General features: G+C 69.8%; 19 protein-coding genes. 4 read left to right on the top strand and 15 right to left on the bottom strand.

The features are described 5' to 3' along the window. Window positions 1-58: 58 nt before the first annotated feature. The 3 genes from ACFHYQ_RS12480 to ACFHYQ_RS12490 all read right to left on the bottom strand — a co-directional run bounded on the left by ACFHYQ_RS12480 (window position 59) and on the right by ACFHYQ_RS12490 (window position 2,806). Window positions 59-316 carry a type II toxin-antitoxin system VapB family antitoxin gene (locus ACFHYQ_RS12480; protein ID WP_394301277.1) on the bottom strand — a complete coding sequence of 86 codons (258 nt, stop codon included), beginning with the start codon at window positions 314-316 and terminating at the stop codon, window positions 59-61. Window positions 317-444: 128 nt separating this feature from the next. Beyond that, window positions 445-1,353, bottom strand: a complete 909-nt coding sequence (locus ACFHYQ_RS12485; RefSeq protein WP_394301278.1) for a hypothetical protein — start codon at window positions 1,351-1,353, stop codon at window positions 445-447. Window positions 1,354-2,164: 811 nt separating this feature from the next. Then, entirely contained in the window at window positions 2,165-2,806 is a 642-nt protein-coding gene (locus tag ACFHYQ_RS12490) for a class I SAM-dependent methyltransferase (protein WP_394301279.1), read from the bottom strand. A gap of 97 nt (window positions 2,807-2,903) precedes the next feature. On the opposite strand from ACFHYQ_RS12490, the gene ACFHYQ_RS12495 reads away from it, so the two are divergent. The 3 genes from ACFHYQ_RS12495 to ACFHYQ_RS12505 all read left to right on the top strand — a co-directional run bounded on the left by ACFHYQ_RS12495 (window position 2,904) and on the right by ACFHYQ_RS12505 (window position 6,436). Continuing rightward, window positions 2,904-3,248 (top strand): antibiotic biosynthesis monooxygenase family protein, encoded by a 345-nt coding sequence (locus tag ACFHYQ_RS12495; protein ID WP_394301280.1) that lies wholly within the window; start codon window positions 2,904-2,906, stop codon window positions 3,246-3,248. 134 nt (window positions 3,249-3,382) lie between these two features. Further along, a complete protein-coding gene (locus tag ACFHYQ_RS12500) occupies window positions 3,383-4,780 on the top strand; it encodes an NAD(P)/FAD-dependent oxidoreductase (protein ID WP_394301281.1) in 1,398 nt (465 codons plus the stop codon). 15 nt (window positions 4,781-4,795) lie between these two features. After that, window positions 4,796-6,436 (top strand): amidohydrolase, encoded by a 1,641-nt coding sequence (locus ACFHYQ_RS12505; protein WP_394301282.1) that lies wholly within the window; start codon window positions 4,796-4,798, stop codon window positions 6,434-6,436. Window positions 6,437-6,540: 104 nt separating this feature from the next. Here ACFHYQ_RS12505 and ACFHYQ_RS12510 read toward each other — a convergent pair whose 3' ends face one another. The 11 genes from ACFHYQ_RS12510 to uvrA all read right to left on the bottom strand — a co-directional run bounded on the left by ACFHYQ_RS12510 (window position 6,541) and on the right by uvrA (window position 18,833). After that, a complete protein-coding gene (locus ACFHYQ_RS12510) occupies window positions 6,541-6,888 on the bottom strand; it encodes an RNA polymerase-binding protein RbpA (RefSeq protein ID WP_204015623.1) in 348 nt (115 codons plus the stop codon). 87 nt (window positions 6,889-6,975) lie between these two features. Next, on the bottom strand, window positions 6,976-7,206 hold the full coding sequence (gene secG / locus ACFHYQ_RS12515) for a preprotein translocase subunit SecG (RefSeq protein ID WP_204015621.1): 231 nt from the start codon (window positions 7,204-7,206) through the stop codon (window positions 6,976-6,978). A 122-nt stretch (window positions 7,207-7,328) separates the two neighbouring features. Then, the gene (tpiA, locus tag ACFHYQ_RS12520; RefSeq protein ID WP_394301283.1) at window positions 7,329-8,108 is read right to left on the bottom strand and encodes a triose-phosphate isomerase; all 780 of its coding nucleotides are present in this window, start codon (window positions 8,106-8,108) and stop codon (window positions 7,329-7,331) included. Between the two features lie 6 nt (window positions 8,109-8,114). Beyond that, a complete protein-coding gene (locus ACFHYQ_RS12525) occupies window positions 8,115-9,302 on the bottom strand; it encodes a phosphoglycerate kinase (protein WP_394301284.1) in 1,188 nt (395 codons plus the stop codon). Further along, window positions 9,299-10,306: a type I glyceraldehyde-3-phosphate dehydrogenase gene (gap, locus tag ACFHYQ_RS12530; protein ID WP_394301285.1), complete on the bottom strand. Its 1,008-nt coding sequence runs from the start codon at window positions 10,304-10,306 to the stop codon at window positions 9,299-9,301. The genes ACFHYQ_RS12525 and gap overlap by 4 nt, the downstream gene beginning before the upstream one ends. 109 nt (window positions 10,307-10,415) lie before the next feature. Continuing rightward, window positions 10,416-11,396, bottom strand: a complete 981-nt coding sequence (gene whiA / locus ACFHYQ_RS12535) for a DNA-binding protein WhiA (RefSeq protein WP_394301286.1) — start codon at window positions 11,394-11,396, stop codon at window positions 10,416-10,418. Window positions 11,397-11,458: 62 nt separating this feature from the next. Continuing rightward, entirely contained in the window at window positions 11,459-12,397 is a 939-nt protein-coding gene (locus tag ACFHYQ_RS12540; protein ID WP_394301287.1) for a gluconeogenesis factor YvcK family protein, read from the bottom strand. Window positions 12,398-12,437: 40 nt separating this feature from the next. Then, window positions 12,438-13,307 (bottom strand): RNase adapter RapZ, encoded by an 870-nt coding sequence (gene rapZ, locus ACFHYQ_RS12545; protein ID WP_394301288.1) that lies wholly within the window; start codon window positions 13,305-13,307, stop codon window positions 12,438-12,440. A 95-nt stretch (window positions 13,308-13,402) separates the two neighbouring features. Continuing rightward, entirely contained in the window at window positions 13,403-15,379 is a 1,977-nt protein-coding gene (uvrC, locus tag ACFHYQ_RS12550) for an excinuclease ABC subunit UvrC (RefSeq protein WP_394301289.1), read from the bottom strand. 70 nt (window positions 15,380-15,449) lie between these two features. Then, the gene (locus ACFHYQ_RS12555; protein ID WP_394301290.1) at window positions 15,450-15,884 is read right to left on the bottom strand and encodes a Rieske (2Fe-2S) protein; all 435 of its coding nucleotides are present in this window, start codon (window positions 15,882-15,884) and stop codon (window positions 15,450-15,452) included. Window positions 15,885-15,992: 108 nt separating this feature from the next. After that, the gene (gene uvrA, locus ACFHYQ_RS12560; RefSeq protein ID WP_394301291.1) at window positions 15,993-18,833 is read right to left on the bottom strand and encodes an excinuclease ABC subunit UvrA; all 2,841 of its coding nucleotides are present in this window, start codon (window positions 18,831-18,833) and stop codon (window positions 15,993-15,995) included. A 172-nt stretch (window positions 18,834-19,005) separates the two neighbouring features. Between uvrA and ACFHYQ_RS12565 the strand changes: the two genes are divergently transcribed. Continuing rightward, the gene (locus ACFHYQ_RS12565) at window positions 19,006-19,647 is read left to right on the top strand and encodes an MBL fold metallo-hydrolase (protein ID WP_394301292.1); all 642 of its coding nucleotides are present in this window, start codon (window positions 19,006-19,008) and stop codon (window positions 19,645-19,647) included. A 76-nt stretch (window positions 19,648-19,723) separates the two neighbouring features. Here the strand turns inward: ACFHYQ_RS12565 and ACFHYQ_RS12570 are convergent, their stop codons facing one another. Beyond that, window positions 19,724-20,020, bottom strand: a complete 297-nt coding sequence (locus tag ACFHYQ_RS12570; protein WP_204015603.1) for a hypothetical protein — start codon at window positions 20,018-20,020, stop codon at window positions 19,724-19,726. Window positions 20,021-20,125 lie beyond the last annotated feature (105 nt).

The following is a 20,125-nucleotide window of genomic DNA, read 5'->3' on the forward strand; positions in this document are numbered from 1 at the left end:
CCGCGGTTACCGCTCACCACCCTGGTCGAGAGCCGCCCCTCCCCTGGCACCACCGCCTTCACCGGGGTCCGGTCTCGGGGCCATAAAGGAAATCGGTGGACAACGCCTTCCCGCCGACCCTCGAACGGATCCCTGCGGCGAGCGCGAGAAGGTCGTCCACCATCGCGGCGTCCTCGGTCTGCCGGCTCTTCACAAGCAACCGCTCGTGCCGCTCCCGCAGGGCGGAAATGATGACGGCGGTCTTGCTCTCACCGGTGAGCGCGCCGATCTCGGCCGCCAGTCGCTCGGCCTCGGGATTCTCGATGTTCCAGCTCAACGCCCTCCGCCCTTTCCACCTTCGGATTCTGCCCTTCCCGCTATTCCGCGCCCTCGTTGTTGCTCTCTCACCTGGAAGAGGCCGTCTGCCGTGTCGTCCGAGCGATCCGGGGCGATGGTGGCCGCTCCTCACCGGCTGCCGTTGCCGTCTTCGGCCTGCTCGAGAGCCGACCGGGTCTGGTTCGCTTGGTGGCGGGCGGACAGCGACACCTCGCTCGCGACGATCTCCTCTCGTTCGGCGACTTCCACCCGGTGCTCGGCGGCGGTGAGCCTCTCCCTGGCCTCGGCCAGCTCAGCGGTGAACTCGGCGACCTTTCCCGCCCGGCGGTCTCGGTCCCGTACGGCTTCCGCCAGCTCGGCCGCCCGGGCGGCATGGCTCTGCTCCGCCTCGGCGACGGTGCGTTCCGCCTCGGCGAGGGCATGCTTCAGCTCACCGACGTGGCGCTCACGCTCCGCCCTTTCGCGTTCGCGCACCGCCGCCCGTCGCTTGTCTTCCTGCCGCCGTTTCTCTGCCTCGGGTCGCGGCGCAGGGGCGTTCCGCCGCGGGGTGGGCCGTACCACCGGCGCGGGGGCGAATCCGCTGTAGCTGAGAGGGCGGACCAGCCTCCCCCGACGGACCTCGCCCGCCGCGTCCTCGTCGACCACGGCGGCGTCGAGAGTCCGCTCGATCTCGGCTACGGCCGCCGACGGCAGCGGGTGCCCGTCCGCCTCGGCGTCCTGTCTGATCATGCGGATGAGGCCGGCCGTGATCCGCGTCCTACGTCGGCTGAGGTCGGCCAGCGCGTCCGCGTGCTGCCGCCGCCAGGCCTCCCGCAGCCGTTCGCCCACGTCAAGGAGGCCCGCCAGGTCGTCCGGATGCCGCCGGGCCAGCTGGTTGACCACCCAGGCCACCACAGTCGGCTTACGCAGCCTGCCGATCTCCCGCGCCAGCCGGGTCTTCCCCGCGGCCTTGGTCTCCCCTGCGAGAGCATCACGTGCCGCCGTGAACTCACCCGGCGCCAGGCCGTACAGCCGCTCCGCCGCCTCTTCGAGATCCACAACCGAGCTTGTACCCCGTCATGAGAGTCGGCATATGGGCAGATGGCATCGGCGGAACCGTTCACCGCCACACCGGTGTCCGCGATCCCGCCTCCAGGATCCGATGGCCATGCTCGCGTTCGATGGCGGGAGCGGGCTCTCCTGCGCGCGCCGGGAGTGACATCCGAAACACGAGGCCCGCGGCTCGGCTGGTGTGGCCGTGACCGGGTACGCGAACCGCCCGCGGAACACGCCTCCACGCGAGGGTGTGCCGCTGCTTCTGTCTGCTCCTCCTCCTGCATCCGGGCCCACTCCTCCTCGCTCAGCAGGGATGGAGCAGGGGACAGAACAGAGGGCGGAGCCTGGGAAGGCGGTGCATCCGGATCGGACATCCCCTGGAGCATGTCCAGTTCCGCCGGCTCGATCGGCCTCAGCTCCGCCAAACGCAGCGCCATCCGCCTCGGCCGTCCCGGCGTCACGAGTTCCTCGTTCTCCACGGACTGCTCCACGGAATTCCCTCCCCGCCAACCCGCATTCGAACATCTATCTGAACAGTCTCATGCTCGACATGAAATGGCAAGATTTTTCGCTGACTAATTCAATGAAAATACGAGAAGTAAATGCCAATCGCCCGAGATGTCCGTGAAGTCAAATATGGTGAAACCCGCGGTCGGGACTGGACACAAAGCGGTGACCGCATGACCATGGCAGCGGAGGGCGTGGGACACGACGCAGTGGTGCTGGGCGCCGGGTATGCGAGCCCGCCGACGGCGAAGCAGATCGCACGTCGCGCGAGCGCGCGACCGGGCCACGTCCTCGGGCTTGTCCTCCGCTACGGAACCCGACGCATCAGCAGGCGGCCCTGGCGGAACCGTTCCACGTCCCGGGGCTCGCGCAGCATTCGGCCGACTTCGACGAACCGAGACTCGCGTGCGACCGCCGCGAGGTCGTCGATCGGCCATCGGTAGGCCGTAGTCACCCTGTGGTCGAAGGCAGCCACCTCTCCACCCTCTGACTCGAAGAAGCCGAGCAGGAGGTGGCCGCCCGGGGCCAGCACGCGGCGGAACTCCGCGAAATATGACGGCAGTTCTTCCGGCGGGGCGTGGATGATCGAGTACCAGCAGACGATGCCGCTCAGCTCGCCGTCGGGCAGGTCCAGGGCGTCCATCGAGCCGACCTCGAAGCGCAGGTCGGGGTAGGCCCGGCGGGCGAGGTCGATCATCACCGGCGACAGGTCGACCCCGAAGACGTCCAGGCCCAGACCCCGCAGGTACGCCGTCACACGACCCGGGCCACAGCCGAGTTCGGCGACGGGCCCGCCCCCGGCCTGCCGTACGAAGTCGGCGAACGCGGCGAGCAGGGCACGATCCAGCGGCACATGGTCGAGCTCGTCCCGGACTAGTTCGGCGTATTGGACGGCGACGGCGTCGTAGGCCTCGGCTGTCGCGTTCAGGTGGGAGGATCTTCCGGTCACGAGAGGCGACGATAGTGCCTCAGCCCGCGCCGTCGCGGCTCGCGACGAGTGCGTGAGATCATGCGACGAGTGTCGATCCAGTGTCTCTGGAGGTGCCATGACCGACCTGGCCCCGGCCGCGCCGCCTGAGCCGCCCTACTACGCCGTGGTGTTCACCTCGGTCCGCACCGACGGTGACAACGGCTATGGAGAGCGCGCCGCGGAGATGGTCCGGCTCGCCGCCGACCAGCCGGGGTTCCTCGGCGTCGACTCGGCGCGCGGGTCCGACGGGCTGGGGATCACGGTGTCCTACTGGCGCGACGAAGAGTCGATCCGGGCCTGGCGTGACCACGTCGCGCATGCGGTGACCCGTGCCGAGGGCCGCGCGCGCTGGTACGAGTCGTTCGCCGTGCACGTGGCCAAGGTCGAACGGGCCTACGACTTCCAGCGCCAGGCGGTCTAGGCAGCGCTCGAGGTCGACCTTCCCGTCGGAGCCTATTCGACCAGGACTACCGTTATCCGCATGTCTGTCCAGATCTACCGATGGCTTCGGTTGCGACTTGGTGTAGCTGACGCGGATACAGCAGGATGTGCGGCATGAGCGCTCCGCTGACGCCGGACTTCGCCAACGGCGAGGTGTCCTTCTGGTATCGGTCCCTCGGCGTCCCCGAGCCCGGCGAGCCGCTCGACGGCGACCTCCAGGCCGATGTGGCCATCGTCGGCGCCGGATACACGGGCCTGTGGACCGCCTACTACCTGAAGAAGGCCGAGCCTCACCTGCGGGTCGTCGTCCTGGAGAAGGAGTTCGCCGGGTTCGGCGCCTCGGGCCGCAACGGCGGCTGGCTGACCGGGGCGCTCGCCGGGTCGCCGGAGCGGTACGCGAAGACGCACAGCCCGGACGCCGCCAAACGGCTCCAGCGTGCCATGTTCGAGGCGATCGACGAGGTCATCCGGGTCGCCGCCGCCGAGGACATCGAGGCCGACATCGTCAAGGGCGGCCTGCTCACGGTCGCGAGAAGCACCGCCCAGGACGTCCGGCTGCGCGAGGAGCTGAACTACCAACGGCAGTGGGGGTGGACCGAGGCGGACGTCCGCCTGCTCACCAGGGGCGAGATGGAGTCCCGGCTGCGGGTGTCGGGCGCGACCGGGGCCACCTGGAGCCCGCACTGCGCGCGGATCCAGCCGGCGAAGCTCGCCCGCGGCCTGGCCCGGGCCGTACGGAACCTCGGGGTGGAGGTCTACGAGCGAACCCCGGTCACCGAGATCTCCCGCGGCAGGGCGGTCACCCCGTACGGCACAGTGACCGCCACCTACGTGCTGCGCTGCACCGAGGGGTTCACCGCGACCATCCCCGGCCACCACCGCGACTGGCTGCCGATGAACAGCTCGATGATCGTCACCGAGCCGCTGCCGGAGGACGTGTGGGCGGAGATCGGGTGGAACGGCCGCGAACTGCTCGGGGACATGGCGCACTACTACATGTACGCCCAGCGGACGGCCGACGACCGGATCGCCTTCGGTGGCCGCGGCAAGCCGTACCTCTACGGGTCGAGGATCGACGACCGCGGGCACACCCCGGCCTGGACGATCGACGCGCTGTGGAGCCTGCTCACCTCGTTCTTCCCGGCCATGGCCGGGTTCCGGGTGGCGCACGCGTGGTCGGGTGTGCTGGGCGTGCCGCGCGACTGGTGTTCGACCGTGCACCTGGACCGGGAGACCGGCCTGGGCTGGGCAGGCGGCTACACCGGGCACGGCGTGACCACCACCAACCTGGCCGGCCGTACGCTCCGGGACCTCGTGCTCCGGCGTGAGAGCGAGTTGAGCGTGCTGCCGTGGGTGGACCGGCGGGTCCGCTCGTGGGAGCCCGAGCCACTACGCTGGTTGGGCGTGCACTCGATGTACCGCCTCTACCGCATGGCCGACGCCCGCGAGAGCCGGGGGGCCGAACGGACCTCCGCACTCGCCAAGATCGCCGACCTCATCACCGGTCACTGAGCGGAAGACGGCACTGTGAGCTCAGACATCCTGTTCCGCGGCGGCCGCGCCTTCACGCCGCACGCCGTCGACGCCCGCGACTCCGGCGGCTTCGCCGAAGCGGTCCTCGTCCGCGACGGCGTCATCGCCGCCGTGGGCGCCGAGGCCGATCTCGCACGGATCTCGCCCGGGGCCGAGCCGGTCGACCTGGACGGCGGCCTGCTCACTCCGGGCTTCACCGACGCGCACATGCACCCGGTACAGGCCGGGCTGGAGCGCGCCAGGTGTGATCTGGCCCAGGTGTACGGCCTCGACGCCTACCTCGGCGCTATATCCGACTATGCCGCGAAAAATCCATTCAAGGAGTGGATCGACGGCGGCGGGTGGGACATGTCGGCCTTCCCGGGCGGCCTTCCCCATCGGTCCCAGCTCGACTTCCTCGACCGCCCGGCGTACCTGATCCAGCGCGACCACCACGCCGCCTGGGTCAACACCCGGGCGCTGGAGCTGGCCGGGATCACCCGGGACACCCCCGACCCCGCGGACGGCCGCATCGAGCGGGATCCCGACGGCACGCCCAGCGGGGTGCTGCACGAGGGCGCGATGGACCTGGTCGGCCTGCTCACCCCGCGTCCGACCCCCGGCGACCTGGTGGCGGCCCTGCTCGACGCGCAGGCGCACCTGTTCTCCCTGGGCATCACCGGGTGGCAGGACGCGATCGTGGGATCGTACGCCGGCTCGGACGACCAGCTTCCCGCGTATCTGTCCGCCGCCTCGTCCGGCCGCCTCACCGCTCGGGTGGTCGGCGCGCTGTGGTGGGACCGCGCGCGGGGGGCCGAGCAGGTTCCCGGCCTGGTCGAGCGGCGTGCCAGGGCCGAGGGCCTGGACCGGTTCCGGGCCACCGCCGTGAAGATCATGCAGGACGGCATCGCGGAGAACTTCACCGCCGCCGTCATCGAGCCCTACTGCCGCTGCGGTGGTCCCGAGCTGGGCCGCGGCCTCTCGTACGTGGACCCCGCGCTGCTCAAGGTGTACGTCAAGGAGCTCGACGCTCTGGGGTTCCAGGTCCACTTCCACGCCATCGGCGAACGTGCCGTACGAGAGGCCCTGGACGCCCTGGCCGGGACCGACCCGGGCAACCGCCACCACATCGCCCACCTGCAGATCATCACGCCACAGGACGTGCCGCGCTTCGCCGCGCTCGGCGTGACCGCGAACCTGCAGCCGCTGTGGGCCACCCACCACGCGCAGATGGACGAGCTGTGCATTCCGTACCTCGGCGCGGAGCGCTCGTCGTGGCAGTACCCCTTCGCCGATCTCGTACGGCACGGCACCCGTCTGGCGGCGGGCTCCGACTGGCCGGTGTCGTCGGCCGACCCGCTGCAGGGCATGCACGTCGCGGTCAACCGCACCGAGCCGGGAGGGTCGGTTCACGCGTCCTATCCCACCGCGCAGACTCCGTTCCTGCCCGGCCAGAGCATCGACCTCAGGACGGTCATGACCGCTTACACGGCGGGATCAGCCCGGCTGAACGGCTCACCGGCCGGGGCGATCGAGGAGGGCCGGCCCGCCGACCTCGTGGTGCTCGACCGGGATCCGTTCACGCTCGACCCCCAGGAGATCTGGACGACTCGGGTGCGGATGACCTTCGTCGACGGGCGGCTCGTCCACGGCTGAGCCCCGCCCTCGACGCCTCGGGGCCTCGATCCGGACACGTCGAAGGCCCTCTCCGCATCGGCGGGGAGGGCCTTCGACGTTGGACCGAAAACCGGATTGAACGGTCAGTAAATCGGGCGCGAGGAGGAGCGCAGCCGCTCCAGGGCCTCGGCGAGGATCTGCGCGCCGTCCTTGTCGCTGCGGCGCTCCTTCACGTACGCGAGGTGCGTCTTGTACGGCTCGTTCCTCGGTGGTGCCGGCGGATTCGCACTGTCCTGGCCCGCCGGAAGACCGCAACGCGGGCAGTCCCACAGCTCGGGAACCGCAGCGTCGCTGGCGAAACTCGGGCGCGTCTCGTGCATGTTCGCGCACCAGAACGAGACCCGTACCCGGGGGGCCGCCTCGCCGCGCTCGGCCTCTCCCATCGGGCCCGCGCCGACTCGGCTGCCACGGATCGCGTTGCCACTACCCACCGAAGAACTCCTTGCCTTGATCCCCCCGCCCACGGGGGTGGTGAATCTCACTCATGCGCTGCCGCCGTACAGCGGGGGGCATCAGACCTAAGGCTTGAGCATCAGGCCCAGCGCGATGATGCAGACGAACCAGATGATGCCCGTGATGACGGTGAGCCGGTCCAGGTTGCGCTCCACCACGGAGGACCCGCCGAAGGACGACGAGAAACCGCCGCCGAACATGTCCGACAGACCGCCGCCCTTGCCCTTGTGAAGCAGGACGAGCAGCACCATCAGAGCGCTCGACAGGATGAGAGCGATGGAGATTCCGAGTTCCACTAGACCTGTTCCTATGTCCGGGCGTGCGCACGGTCCGTGTGCACGATCATCGGGCGTGATGGTTCAATCTTGCCTTATGAGGGTACGGCCTGCTGTCAAGTCGCACCCCCATAATCACTCACCTAGCCGGAGATTTCACCAAAGCGGCAAATCTTTACGAACTCCCCTTGGTCGAGGCTGGCCCCGCCGACGAGGGCGCCATCGATGTCGGGTTGCGCCATGATACCGGCGATGTTGTCCGACTTCACCGAGCCGCCGTAGAGGACACGCACCTCACCGGCCACATCGCCGCCGTACAGGTCGGCGAGGCGGGTGCGGATGGCCCCGCACACCTCCTGGGCGTCCGCCGGGGTGGCGACCTCACCGGTGCCGATCGCCCAGACCGGCTCGTACGCCACGACGATCGACCTGGCCTGCTCGGCGGGGACGCCCTCGAGCGCCCCGGCCAACTGGGCGAGCGTGTGCTCGACGTGGCGGCCCTCCTGCCGGATCGGCAGGCCCTCGCCGACGCACAGGATCGGCGTCAGCGAATGCCGGTAGGCCGCCTTGACCTTGGCGTTGCAGAGCGCCTCGTCCTCGGCGTGGTACTGCCGCCGCTCCGAGTGGCCGACCAGGGTGAACGCGCAGCCGAGCTTGGCGAGCATCGCGCCGGAGATCTCCCCGGTGTAGGCCCCGGAGTCGTGCCGCGACACGTCCTGCGCGCCGTACACGATGCGCAGCCTGTCGCCGTCGACCAGCGTCTGCACGCTGCGCAGGTCGGTGAACGGCGGAAGTACCGCGACGTCGACGGCGTCGTAGTCGCGGTCGGTGAGCGAGAACGCCAGCTTCTGAACCAGGTTGATGGCCTCGAGGTGGTTGAGGTTCATCTTCCAGTTGCCGGCGATGAGCGGCTTGCGGGCCATCTTGTCTTACTCCTCCAGCGCCGCGAGTCCGGGCAGCGTCTTGCCCTCGAGGTATTCGAGGCTGGCGCCGCCACCAGTAGAGATGTGCGAGAAACCGTCCTCCGGCAGGCCGAGACGGCGCACGGCCGCGGCCGAGTCGCCGCCGCCGACCACGGTGAACGCCTCCGAGCCGACCAGCGCCTCCGCCACGGCCCGGGTGCCACCCGAGAACACGTCGAACTCGAACACGCCCATCGGGCCGTTCCAGAACACCGTGCGGGCGTCGGCCAGCTTGGCGGCGAACAGCTCACGTGTGCGCGGACCGATGTCCAGGCCCTGCCGGTCGGCCGGGATCTCGGTCGCGTCGACGACGTCATGCGGTGCGTCGGCGGCGAAGTGGGTGGCGGCCAGCACGTCCACCGGGAGCAGCAGCTCCACTCCGCGGGTCGCGGCCTCGTCCAGGAAGCCGCGCACCGTGTCGAGCTGGTCCTCCTGCAGCAGCGAGCCGCCGACCTCGTGGCCCTGCGCCTTGAGGAAGGTGTAGGCCATGCCGCCGCCCACCAGCAGCCGGTCGACCTTGGTCAGCAGGTTGGCGATCACGCCGAGCTTGTCGGAGACCTTCGCACCGCCCAGGACCACGACGTACGGCCTGGCCGGGTCCTCGGTCAGCCGCCTGAGCACCTCGACCTCGGCGAGAATCAGGTCACCGGCGGCGTGCGGCAGCCGCTTGGGCACGTCGTAGACACTGGCGTGCCTGCGGTGGACCGCGCCGAAGCCGTCGCCGACGTACAGCTCGGCCAGCGCGGCGAGGCGATCGGCGAACTCGCCCCTGGCCGCGTCGTCCTTGGACTCCTCACCCGGCTCGAAGCGCAGGTTCTCCAGCAGGGCGACCTGACCGTCCTGCAGGGCCTCCACCGTGCTCCTGGCCGACTCGCCGACCACGTCGGCGGCGAACGCGACGTCCTCGCCGAGCAGCTCGGCCAGGCGCCGGGAGACCGGCGCCAGTGAGTACTTCGGGGTGGGCGTGCCCTTCGGGCGGCCGAGGTGGGCGCCCACGATCACGCGGGCGCCGCGCTCCAGCAGCTTCCTGATCGTGGGCACCGACGCGCGGATCCGGCCGTCGTCGGTGATCGTCTCCCCGTCCAGGGGGACGTTGAGGTCGGCGCGCACGAAGACGCGCCGGCCCTTCACGTCGAGCTCGTCGATTCCGATCATCGCAGGGTGGCGCCCACGTACTCGATCAGGTCGACGAGGCGGTTGGAGTAGCCCCACTCGTTGTCGTACCAGCCGACGGTCTTGATCTGGTTGCCGATCACCTTGGTCAGGCCCGCGTCGAAGATGCACGACGCCGGGTCGGTCACGATGTCGGAGGAGACGATCGGGTCCTCGGTGTAGGTGAGGACACCCTTCAGCGCGCCCTCGGCGGCGGCCTTCAGCGCGGCGTTGACCTCCTCGACGTTGGTCTCGCGCTTGACCTCGACCGTCAGGTCGGTGGCCGAGCCGGTGGGGATCGGCACGCGCAGCGCGAAGCCGTCCAGCCTGCCCTTCAGCTCCGGCAGGACCAGGCCGATGGCCTTGGCGGCGCCGGTCGAGGTGGGGACGATGTTCAGCGCGGCGGCCCGGGCGCGACGCAGGTCCTTGTGCGGGCCGTCCTGCAGGTTCTGGTCCTGGGTGTAGGCGTGGATGGTGGTCATCAGACCCTTCTCGATGCCGAAGGTGTCGTTGATGACCTTGGCCATCGGGGCCAGGCAGTTCGTCGTGCAGGACGCGTTGGAGATGATCGTGTGCGCGGCGGGGTCGTACTTGTCGTGGTTGACGCCCATGACGACGGTCACGTCTTCGTTCTTCGCGGGCGCGGAGATGATGACCTTCTTCGCCCCGTTGTCGGCGTGCACCTTCGCCTTGGTCGCGTCGGTGAACAGGCCGGTCGACTCCACGACGACGTCGACGCCCAGGTCGCCCCAGGGCAGCTTCGCCGGGTCCCGCTCGGCGAAGGCCTTGATCGCCTTGCCGTCGACGGTGATCTCGTCGGCGGACGCCTTCACCTCGTACGGCAGGCGGCCCAGGATGCTGTCGTACTTCAGCAGGTGGGCGAGCGTGGCGTTGTCGGTAAGGTCATTGACCGCGACGATCTCGATGTCCTTGCCGCTGGCCGCCACAGCGCGCCAGAAATTGCGGCCGATACGGCCGAAGCCGTTGACGCCTACGCGGATGCTCACGGAACAGATCTCCTCGTACGTCTTGCGCCGGCGTGTCCGGCGACGAACTCTTGAACCTCAATCACAGACCCTATCGCGCCCCAAATTGGTGTAGACCACGGGGCCTCCATCACTGGGTCAGCATGTCGACGGTGAGGTTCGCCTCGGTGTTGGCGATGCCCAGATCCTGCGCTCTCTTGTCCGCCATGGCGAGCAGGCGGCGGATCCGGCCGGCGATCGCGTCCTTGGTCAGCGGCGGATCGGCGATCTGGCCCAGTTCCTCCAGGGACGCCTGCTTGTGCTCCACCCGTAGCCGCCCGGCGATCACCAGATGCTCGGGAGCGTCATCGCCGAGGATCTCCAGCGCCCGCTGCACACGCGCCCCCGCGGCGACCGCGGCCCGGGCCGACCTGCGCAGGTTGGCGTCGTCGAAGTTGGCCAGGCGGTTGGCGGTGGCCCGCACCTCGCGGCGCATCCGCCGCTCTTCCCAGGCCAGCACGCTGTCATGGGCGCCCATGCGGGTGAGCAGCGCGCTGATCGCGTCGCCGTCGCGGACCACGACCCGGTCGACGCCCCGCACCTCCCGGGCCTTGGCGTGGATTTTCAGCCGCCGGGCCGAGCCGACCAGCGCAAGCGCCGCCTCGGGACCGGGGCAGGTCACCTCCAGGGACATCGAGCGGCCGGGCTCGGTGAGCGAGCCGTGCGCGAGGAAGGCCCCACGCCAGGCCGCCTCGGCGTCGCAGGTGGCCCCGGAGACCACCTGCCGGGGCAGGCCCCGTACGGGTCTGCCATGGTTGTCGATGAGGCCGGTCTGCCGGGCCAGCGCGTCGCCGTCCCTGTAGACGCGCACCAGGTAGCGCGAACCCTTGCGCAGCCCGGCCGGGGCCAGCACGAGCACCTCGGCCTTGTGGCCGAACACCTCGCCGACGTCCTTGATCAGCCGTCGTGCGGTGACGTTGGTGTCGAGCTCCGCCTCGATCACGATCCGCCCGCCGACGAGGTGCAGGCCGCTCGCGAACCGCAGCAGCGTCGAGACCTCGGCCTTGCGGCAACAGGGCTTGAGCACCGAAAGACGGCTCAGCTCATCCTTCACCACACCCGTCATGGCCATCTGCGCGTGCCTCCCCCAAAACAGACTCTGCCGTCAGTCTCTCGCAGGTTCGGCGGAGGCAATCACCGCTTTCCATGGAAAATCTCGTCCAGGACCGCGGCAAGACGTGGTCCATCGTGCCGCGCAGATCCGTCAGAAGCCCCTACATCGGCCAAAACCAAACGGCCTCCCATCGACGCCGCCGCCTTCTCGAGCGCCAGCCGATCACCCACCACGCCGCAGTCGGCGATGACCGCGTCGACGGACAGATCGGGGGCGTGCTCCCGGAGCACCTCCAGGTGCTTCTCGGGGGAGAAACCGTCGGTCTCTCCCGGCTGCGGGGCCAGATTCAGAATCACCAGCCGTTTCGCCCGCGTCGTGTGCAGCGCGCGGGCCAGCGCCGGCACCTTGAGGTGCGGCAGCACGCTGGTGAACCACGAACCCGGCCCGAAGACCACCCAGTCGGCCTCCTCGATCGCCGTTACGGCCTGCGGGCAGGCGGGCGGGTCGGAAGGCAGCAGCGAGATCGACCGGACCCGGCCCGGGGTGAGCGCGCACGCCACCTGCCCCCGGATGGTCGTGATCCGCCCGTCCAGCTCGACCTCGGCCTGGATGTCGAGCGGCACCGAGGCCATCGGCAGCACCCTGCCGTGCGCGCCCAGCAGTCGGCCCACCCACTCCAGGCCCTTCACCGGGTCGCCGAGCAACTCCCAGAGGGCGACGATGAGGAGGTTGCCCACGGCGTGGCCGTGCAGTTCCCCCTCACTGCGGAACCGGTGCTGGACGACCTCGCTCCAGGTCTTCCCCCACTCGTCGTCACCGCACAGCGCGGCGAGAGCCATCCGCAGGTCGCCGGGCGGCAACACGCCCAGTTCACGCCTGAGACGGCCGCTGGAGCCCCCGTCGTCGGCGACGGTCACGACGGCGGTGAGATCGTCGGTCACGGTCCTGAGCGCGGACAGGGAGGCGTAGAGGCCGTGGCCGCCGCCGAGGGCGACGACCTTGGGGTGCAGGGGGATCACTTAACCGAATCGTTCCGAATCGCTGCGGCCGGGCCGGGCATCACTCGCGGCCCACGTCCCGATGACTGACCTGCACGTCCATGCCGCGATCGCGCAGCCGGGCGGCGAGCTGCTCGGTCATGGCGACGCTGCGGTGCTTGCCGCCGGTGCATCCGACGGCCAGCGTGGCGTAGCCCTTGCCCTCGCGGGTATAGCCGGCGGCCACGATCCCGAAGACCTCCTCGTAGCCGTCGAGGAACTCCTTGGCTCCCGGCTGGCCGAGCACGTAGTCCCGGACCGGGGTGTCGAGCCCGTTCATCGGCCGCAGCTCCGGCACCCAATGGGGATTGGGCAGGAACCGGCAGTCGACGACGAGGTCGGCGTCCACCGGCAGGCCGTACTTGTAGCCGAACGAGACGACGTTGACCTTCAGACCCGGCCGGTCCTCTCCGCCGAAGAACGAAACGATCTTCTTGCGCAGCTCGTGGACGTTGAGCAGGGAGGTGTCGATCACCAGGTCGGCGTTGGCCCGCACCTCGCGCAGGATGCCGCGCTCGCGGTCGATCCCGTCGACGAGCCGCCCGTCGCCCTGGAGGGGATGCGGGCGCCGCACGTTCTCGAACCTGCGGACCAGTTCCTCGTCGCTGGCCTCCAGGAACACCGTGCGTACGGCGACGCCCCGGGCGTCCAGCTCCTTGATCGCGGTGTTGAGGTCGGTGGTGAAGGCGAGGCTGCGCACATCGACGACCGCCGCCACCCGATCGGTGGCCATGTTGGCCTTGCCGGCCTCCTCCGCCACGGAGAACAGCAGGCCCGGCGGCAGGTTGTCGATGACGAACCAGCCGAGATCCTCCAGTGCCTTCGCGGCGGTGCTCCGCCCGGCACCGGACATGCCGGTCACCACCACGACCGCCGAATCAGTCGTGCCCATGCTCCCTCACCACCCTCCCACCAGGAGAAAACAGCGCCTCTACCGGAGCTTGCCACCATACCTGGCGGCGCCGTCGTCGGCACGCCGCGACCCTGTCACGCCCCGTCATCGCCGGCCGGCCCGTCATCGCCAGTCGGCCGGTCGCCGCGCAGCGCCGCGACGATCGCCTCGGCGGTGGCCGGACCGATGCCCGGCACCTGGCAGATCTCCTGCGGCCCCGCGTCCCGTAACCGCTTCACCGACCCGAAGTGGCGCAGCAGCGCCTGCCGGCGCGCCGGGCCCAGGCCGGGGACGCCGTCCAGCGCGCTCTCCTTCAGACCCTTGGACCGTTTGGACCGGTGGTAGGCGATGGCGAACCGGTGCGCCTCGTCGCGGACCCGCTGCAGCAGGTAGAGGCCCTCACTGGTCCGGGGCAGGATCACCGGCTGGTCGTCGCCCGGGAGCCACACCTCCTCCAGCCGCTTGGCCAGGCCGCAGACGGCCACGTCGTCGACGCCGAGCTCGTCGAGCGCGCGCTGCGCGGCCGCCGCCTGCGCCGGGCCGCCGTCCACCACGACCAGGTTCGGCGGATAGGCGAACTTGCGCGGGCGGCCGGTCTCCGGGTCGATCGGCATCCCCGCACCCGGCTCGCGGCCGTCCTGGTCGACATCGCCCTCGCCCCCCGCCGCGTCCAGCTCGCCGGTGGCCGCCCGCTCCTCCAGGTACCGCTTGAACCGGCGGCGGATGACCTCGTGGATCGAGGCGACGTCGCCGTCGGCGCTCCTGATCGAGAACCGCCGATATTCGCTCTTGCGCGCCAGGCCGTCCTCGAAGACCACCATGGAGGCCACCACGTCGGAGCCCTGCATGTGCGACACGTCGTAGCACTCGACGCGCAGCGGGGCCTGGTCGAGGCCGAGCGCGTCGGCGATCTCCTGCAGGGCCAGGCTACGCGTGGTGAGGTCGCTCGCGCGCCGCAGCTTGTGCTGGGCCAGCGCCTCCTTGGCGTTGCGCTCGACGGTCTCCATCAGGCTCTTCTTGTCGCCCCGCTGGGGGACGCGCAGGTCGACGCGGGCGCCGCGCTGCTCGCTCAGCAGCTCGACCACCGCCTCACCGTCCGGCGGCGCCGCCGGGACGAGGATCTCCTTGGGAATGGCGGCCTCGCCGTAGATCTGCAGCAGGAACTGCTCGACGAGCTGACCCGTCGTGGCATCCTCGACCTTGTCGACGACCCAGCCACGCCGGCCGCGGATTCGTCCGCCGCGCACGTAGAAGACCTGGACGGCGGCCTCCAGCGCGTCCTCCGCCAGGGCGATCACATCGCAGTCGATGCTCTCGCCGAGGACGACCGCCTGCTTCTCCAGAGCCCGCTGGAGAGCCCGGACGTCGTCGCGGAGCCGGGCGGCCCGCTCGAACTCCTCGGCCGCGGCGGCCTCGCGCATCTCACGCTCCAGCCGCTTGATGAACCGGCCGCTGTTGCCGGCCATGAAGTCACAGAAGTCCTCGGCGATCGCCCGGTGCTCCTCGGGCGTGACCCGGCCGACGCAGGGTGCCGAGCACTTGTCGATGTACCCCAGCAGGCAGGGCCGTCCGATCTGACCTGCCCGCTTGAACACCCCGGCCGAGCAGGTGCGCACCGGGAACACCCGCAGCAGCAGGTCTACGGTCTCCCTGATCGCCCAGGCGTGGGAGTAGGGGCCGAAATACCGCGTGCCCTTGCGCTTGGCCCCCCGCAGCACCTGCACGCGCGGGAACTCCTCCCCCATCGTCACCGCGAGGTACGGATACGACTTGTCGTCCCGGTACTTCACGTTGAACCTGGGGTCGTACTCCTTGATCCAGGAGTACTCCAGTTGGAGCGCCTCGACCTCGGTGCCGACCACCGTCCAGTCCACCGAGGCCGCGGTCGTCAGCATCGTCTGGGTGCGCGGGTGCAGGCCGGCGAAGTCGGCGAAGTAGGAGCCCAGCCGCTGCCGCAGGCTCTTCGCCTTGCCGACGTAGATCACCCGGCCGCCCGGGTCGCGGAAACGATAGACGCCGGGCGATTCGGGGATCGAGCCGGGCGCCGGTCGGTAGGTTGCCGGATCCGCCACACCGCAAAGCCTACTTGTCCCGACCGACAACGCCGCCGGGCCGCGATCGACCGGCCCGGCGGCCTTCATGTCAGGTGAGGCTGATGGTGCCGTCGGTCACGTTGATCTTCTGCTCGGGCAGGGGCGTCTCGGCGGGACCCTCCTTGACCGATCCGTCCTTGATGTCGAACTTGCTGCCGTGGCAGGGACAGTTGATCGTACCGTTCGCGACGGTGCCGACCAGGCAGTGCTTGTGGGTGCAGACCGCGCTGAACGCCTTGAACTCCCCCTGGACGGGCTGGGTGATGACGACCTTCTGCTCCCGGAAGATCTTCCCCCCGCCCTCGGGGATGTCCGCGACCTGGGCGACCGGCCCGGTGGCGGTGGGCTCTGACGCGACGGAGCCGCCCGTGTCGCCGTTGCCCCCGCACGCGGTGAGCGCCACGGCGAGTCCGGCTCCCCCGGCCCCGAAGATCACTGCACGTCGCGTCGCGGTCGCATCCGTCATGTTCTCTTTCATGTTCATCGTCCCTCCCCCAGGGGGTGTCCCGTGGATCTCTGCCGAGCGAGGACCCACGAGACACGTCCCTCCGCTGCACCCTATGCCGCCGGTGCCGCGGTGGGGGAATCCGCGTCAAACTTCAAGGATCTTGCGGAGGAACATCCCGGTGTGGCTCTCCTCGACCCGGGCCACCTCTTCGGGGGTCCCGGTGGCGACGACCCGGCCGCCCCGGGAACCGCCCTCCGGGCCCATGTCGATGATCCAGTCAGCCGTCTTGATCACGTCGAGGTTGTGCTCGATGACGATGACCGTGTTGCCGTTGTCCACGAGGCGGTTGAGCACGCCGAGCAGCCGGCGGATGTCCTCGAAGTGCAGGCCGGTCGTCGGCTCGTCCAGCACGTAGACCGTGCGGCCGGTGGATCGCCGCTGCAGTTCGGAGGCGAGCTTGACCCGCTGGGCCTCACCGCCCGACAGCGTGGTGGCGGGCTGGCCGAGCCGTACGTAGCCGAGGCCGACGTCGTTCAGCGTCTGCAGGTGGCGGCGGATCGCCGGGATCGCGTCGAAGAACTCCAGCGCCTCCTCGATCGGCATGTCGAGCACCTCGGCGATCGTCTTGCCCTTGTAGTGGACCTCCAGGGTCTCGCGGTTGTACCGCGCCCCGTGGCAGACCTCGCAGGGAACGTAGACGTCCGGCAGGAAGTTCATCTCGATCTTGATGGTGCCGTCGCCGGAGCAGGCCTCGCACCGGCCGCCCTTGACGTTGAAGCTGAACCGGCCCGGCAGATAGCCGCGGACCTTCGCCTCGGTCGTCGAGGCGAACAGCTTGCGCACGTGGTCGAAGACGCCCGTGTAGGTCGCCGGGTTGGACCTGGGCGTACGGCCGATCGGCGACTGGTCGACGTGCACCACCTTGTCGAGCAGGTCGGTGCCGGTCACCCGCGAGTGCCGCCCCGGCACGGTGCGTGCGCCGTTCAGCTCCTTCGCCAGCGCGCTGTAGAGGATGTCGTTGACCAGCGTGGACTTGCCCGAACCCGAAACCCCGGTCACGGCCGTGAAGACGCCCAGCGGGAACTCCACGTCGACGCCGGTCAGGTTGTGCTCGCGGGCGCCCTTGACGACGAGCTGCCGCTTCCTGTCTCGCTTGCGCCTTTCGACCGGTACGGCGATCGCCTTGCGTCCGGAAAGGTAGGCCCCGGTGAGCGACTGTTCGCAGGCCAGCAACTCCTGCACGGTGCCGGACACGACGACCTGGCCGCCGTGCTCGCCCGCGCCGGGGCCGATGTCCACCACCCAGTCGGCGGCGGCGATCGTGTCCTCGTCGTGCTCGACCACGATCAGCGTGTTGCCCATGTCGCGCAGCCGGACCAGCGTCTCCAGCAGCCGGTGGTTGTCCCGCTGGTGCAGGCCGATCGACGGCTCGTCCAGGACGTACAGCACGCCGACGAGACCGGAGCCGATCTGGGTGGCCAGCCGGATCCGCTGCGCCTCACCGCCCGCCAGCGTCCCGGCGGCGCGGTCCAGCGTGAGGTAGTCGAGGCCGACGTCCAGCAGGAAGCCGAGCCGGGCGTTGATCTCCTTGACCACCCGCTCGGCGATGTGCCGGTCACGCTCGGACAGCGACAGCCCCGACAGGAACGCGGCGCACTCGCCGATCGACATCCCGGCGACATCGGCGATCGAGGCGTCACCGACGGTGACCGCCAGCGACACCGGCTTGAGACGGCGACCCCGGCAGGCGGGGCAGGGGACCTCGCGCATGAAGCCCTCGAACCGCTCCCGGCCGGAGTCGCTCTCCGACTCGGCGTGCCTGCGCTGCACCCAGGGGATGACGCCCTCGAACGTCGTGTAGTAGGACCGCTGCCGGCCGAACCGGTTGGTGTAGCGGATGTGGACCTGCTCGTCGTGCCCCTGCAGGATCGCCTTCTGCGCCTTCTTCGGCAGGCGCTCCCACGGCGTGTCCAGGTCGAAGCCCAGCATGTTGCCGAGCCCCTCCAGCAGCCGGACGAAGTAGTCGCTGGTGTGGCCGTTCGACCAGGGACCGACGGCGCCGTCGCCGAGCGTCCGCTCGGGGTCGGGCACCACCAGTTCGGGGTCGACCTCCATGCGGGTGCCGAGACCCGTGCACTCGGGACAGGCGCCGAACGGCGAGTTGAACGAGAACGACCGGGGCTCCAGCTCCTCGAACGACAGGTCGTCGTAGGGGCAGTAGAGGTGTTCGGAGTAGAACCGCTCCCGGTTGGGGTCGTCCTCGGGCAGGTCGACGAAGTCGAGGGTGATCGTGCCACCGGACAGGCGCAGCGCGGTCTCCACCGAGTCGGTCAGCCGCCGCCGCGCGCCGTCCTTTACCGCGAGCCGATCGACGATCACCTCGATGTCGTGCTTCTCGTACTTCTTGAGCGTCGGCGGCTCCTCCAGCCTGATCACCGTGCCGTCGACCCGGGCCCGGGCGTAGCCCTTGGTCTGCAGCTCGCGGAACAGCTCGCCGTACTCTCCCTTGCGACCCCGCACGACCGGCGCGAGCACCTGGAAGCGGGTGCCCTCGGGCAGCTCCAGCACCCGGTCGACGATCTGCTGCGGGGTCTGCCTGGCGATCGGCCGGGCGCACCGCGGACAGTGCGGCTTGCCGATCCGCGCCCAGAGCAGACGGAGGTAGTCGTAGACCTCGGTGATGGTGCCGACGGTCGAACGGGGGTTGCGGCTGGTCGACTTCTGGTCGATCGAGACGGCCGGGGACAGTCCCTCGATGAAGTCCACGTCGGGCTTGTCCATCTGGCCCAGGAACTGGCGGGCATAGGCGGACAGCGACTCGACATAGCGGCGCTGGCCCTCGGCGAAGATCGTGTCGAAGGCCAGGCTGGACTTTCCGGATCCGGACAGTCCGGTGAAGACGATCAGAGCGTCCCGCGGCAGGTCCAGCGAGACGTCCTTCAAGTTGTGCTCACGTGCGCCACGCACGATCAGGCGGTCAGCCACGGCGGTCCCGAAAGGTCGAAGAAGTCAACAGAGGTGCCCGGGGAGGCTATCCGGAGCCACCGACAATTTCCGGCGACCTCTCAATCCAGGGTATGCATCCCGGCAAACCCGCGTCCCCCGTTCCGCCATGGGGTGGCTAGCGTGGCCGTACGGAAGCACGAAGGGGAGACCGATGAGCTACACGGGCGACGTCACCAAGAACGGGCCGGCGGACGTGCGGGAACTGCCCGCGCTGACCATTTCGAAGATCGAGGTGGGCGACTTCGGCAACAACGCCTACCTGCTGCGGTGCGTGGAGACGGGCGACGGACTGCTCATCGACGCCGCCGCCGAACCCGACCGGCTACTCGGTCTCATCGGAGACCACCCCATCAGCTCGATCGTGACCACCCATCGGCACATGGACCACTGGCTGGCGCTGGAGGACGTGGCCCGGGCGACCGGCGCCCAGATCGTCGCGCACCCGCTCGACGCGCCCGAACTGCCGGTACGGGTCACGCAGGAGGTCGAGCACGGGGACAGGGTGACCGTCGGCGTGATCACCCTGGAGGTCGTCCACCTGCGCGGCCACACGCCCGGCTCGATCGCGCTGCACTACCCGGGGCACCTGTTCACCGGCGACTCGCTCTTCCCCGGCGGGGTCGGCAACACCGAGAAGGACCCGGCGAGGTTCGAGCGGCTCTACACCGACGTGGTGGAGCGGCTGTTCGACCGGCTGCCGGACGAGACGTGGGTCTACCCCGGCCACGGCAAGGACACGACACTCGGGGCCGAGCGCCCGCACCTGGCGGAGTGGAAGGCACGCGGCTGGTGAGCCGTACCGATCCGTGAGCCGTACCGATCCGTGAGCCGTACCGATCCGTGAGCCGTACCGGTCGCCGAGCCGCCGCTCAGACGCCCTCCAGGCCCGGATGGGGGCGTGGATCGCCGGTCGTGAAGACCCTGACGATCCGGTCCGCGGCGGCGGCCGGCTCATCCGCGCTCTCCACCACGTCACCCCAGGACCAGCGGTAGAACCAGCCGTCCGACATCGCCACGCAGTCGACCGTCTCGCTGAAGATCGCCGCGTCGGGGTCGCGGACCTTCAGCGACGGCGGATCGGGCCGCAGGGAGGCCTCCAGCCCCCGCAGCTCCAGCTCACGCGCCAGCTTGCCGAGGAAGTACGTCAGGGTGTGCTCGCGAGGCATGGCGACCAGGGCTCCATTGGCTAGACGATCAATCTGGATGTGGTTGCCGGGGCCCATGGAAAAGGGGCCCTCATGGCTGATTGGCCGGGGCCCCTGTCCGTGTGA

Origin of the sequence: Sphaerimonospora cavernae (assembly GCF_042435035.1) — a bacterium.
In the GTDB taxonomy this organism is placed as follows: Bacteria; Actinomycetota; Actinomycetes; order Streptosporangiales; family Streptosporangiaceae; genus Sphaerimonospora; species Sphaerimonospora cavernae.

What these genes read in the sequence shown, in the direction of transcription:
- whiA (WP_394301286.1), bottom strand. Translation starts at nt 11,396, where the DNA reads ATGGCCATGACGGGTGTGGTGAAGGATGAGCTGAGCCGTCTTTCGGTG.
- ACFHYQ_RS12495 (WP_394301280.1), top strand. Translation starts at nt 2,904, where the DNA reads ATGACCGACCTGGCCCCGGCCGCGCCGCCTGAGCCGCCCTACTACGCC.
- rapZ (WP_394301288.1), bottom strand. Translation starts at nt 13,307, where the DNA reads ATGGGCACGACTGATTCGGCGGTCGTGGTGGTGACCGGCATGTCCGGT.
- ACFHYQ_RS12570 (WP_204015603.1), bottom strand. Translation starts at nt 20,020, where the DNA reads ATGCCTCGCGAGCACACCCTGACGTACTTCCTCGGCAAGCTGGCGCGT.
- tpiA (WP_394301283.1), bottom strand. Translation starts at nt 8,108, where the DNA reads ATGGCCCGCAAGCCGCTCATCGCCGGCAACTGGAAGATGAACCTCAAC.
- ACFHYQ_RS12565 (WP_394301292.1), top strand. Translation starts at nt 19,006, where the DNA reads ATGAGCTACACGGGCGACGTCACCAAGAACGGGCCGGCGGACGTGCGG.
- ACFHYQ_RS12525 (WP_394301284.1), bottom strand. Translation starts at nt 9,302, where the DNA reads ATGATCGGAATCGACGAGCTCGACGTGAAGGGCCGGCGCGTCTTCGTG.
- ACFHYQ_RS12555 (WP_394301290.1), bottom strand. Translation starts at nt 15,884, where the DNA reads ATGAACATGAAAGAGAACATGACGGATGCGACCGCGACGCGACGTGCA.
- ACFHYQ_RS12500 (WP_394301281.1), top strand. Translation starts at nt 3,383, where the DNA reads ATGAGCGCTCCGCTGACGCCGGACTTCGCCAACGGCGAGGTGTCCTTC.